Here is a 1,484-nt window from a genome sequence, read left to right as displayed (position 1 = left end):
CTATCGCACTATGGGGGTACTTCACGGTGGGGCGAAACCCTAAAAACGTCTTTGTTTTCTTTAAAACGATTGCGAGCAAACGCGGCCGTGCTCGTCCCTCCGCCCGTCCGCGATCAACCGAATAACAAACCCAATAGAGAGAACTCCGTAAATCTGACAATATGCTACAGTCTTAATTGCCAGTCACAGAAAATCGGAAGAAAGCAGGCTGAACGGCGGCGGGAGACGGGCTCACGCCGCCCCGCCATCGGGGCGGCAATCGCTGGAAAACATTTCATAGACTTCTAACGATCATAAAAAAATACAACGATGCTTAACGAGAAAAAAAAGGAATCATAATTATTTCAACTGTTTCGTTCACTCCTCAGCCTTCGGCCACGCGACCACGAGCCGCCACCCGGTCAATGGAAGTGACCGGAACCGGGCCATATAATCCACACCGCTATCGGAATATTCCACCGAACCGGTATCCTGTGAACGGATTGTCGCGATGGCTTTCCCCAACGATGAGCCGGTGCCAATGGTTGTGACGTTCCGCGAGATCTGTCCCTTGTCCGAGTGGAGGGCGAATTTTCCCTCAGTATCGATCGCGTAGAAAGTGAACAGCTCCGGAATCCCGCTTCGGAGCGTATCGGTCAGCGTGTCAAGGTACACCGATGCCCCGAGAACGCCGGTGACCCTGCCTGATGCGACGACCGGGACTGCCACGATGGCAGCATTTTTACCGGTCGAATGGCTCACGACCACAATCCCCACCGATTCATTCCCCGCGAGAACAACCGGGAAATAGGACCGGGTTTTCAGGTTCGCGCTGGCAGGGCCGTCGACAACGGTAAAATAGGAGCCGTCCGGGAGGGCGTACCAGGTACGGGCATCCGGTTCTTTTCCTTCGAGTGCTGCAAGCAGGGGCCGTACGTTCCGCCAGTCCCCGGACTTCGCCTCACTGGTTATTGCCAGCACCTCATAGGGCCGGAGGATAGCTTTCAGCTGACCGTCCGTTTCCGCAGCCATGATATTCAGGGCAAGGTCAGCCTGCGCTGCGGCGGAAGCCGGTACTGCTGCAGCGGTGCGGGGGGCCATTCCGTACTTCTTCCGGATGGCATCAAACGTCCCGTCCTGCTTCATTGCATCCAGCATATTCTGCCAGTCACGGATCACGCTGTCCGGGGTATCATTGCTGAACGCGATATACATCTCCACAGACCGGATCGCGTAGACCGGTTCGAGGGCGGTGGGATCAATGCCCTCCTTTTGTGCGATACCGGCAGCATTCGCGCTGCTGCCAAGCCAGATGGCCGTTGTTCCCGCCATCAGGCTCCGCAGGCATTCGGCATCGCTCCCGCAGGTTGCAATATTGGTAAACCGGTTCTCTCTGAGGAACTGGTGCCGCACGTCATCTTTCACAACGCCGATACGCCCGGCCTTTTTTGCCGCTTCGAGGCTGTCGATCCGCAGGCCGGTTCCGTTCCTTGCATAGAGCATGT

The 1,484-nt window shown here is 56.5% G+C and carries 1 protein-coding gene; it reads right to left on the bottom strand.

All coding sequences use genetic code 11. The features are described 5' to 3' along the window. Nucleotides 1-357: 357 nt before the first annotated feature. Nucleotides 358-1,484, bottom strand: a 1,127-nt coding sequence (locus CW742_RS12780) for a cache domain-containing protein (RefSeq protein WP_292420956.1), incomplete at its 5' end; no start/stop codon positions are given.

Origin of the sequence: Methanoregula sp. (genome assembly GCF_002835825.1) — an archaeon.
Classification (GTDB): domain Archaea; phylum Halobacteriota; class Methanomicrobia; order Methanomicrobiales; family Methanospirillaceae; genus Methanoregula.
Note: the sequence above shows the minus strand (reverse complement) of the source record. Positions and strands in the feature narration are given on the sequence as shown.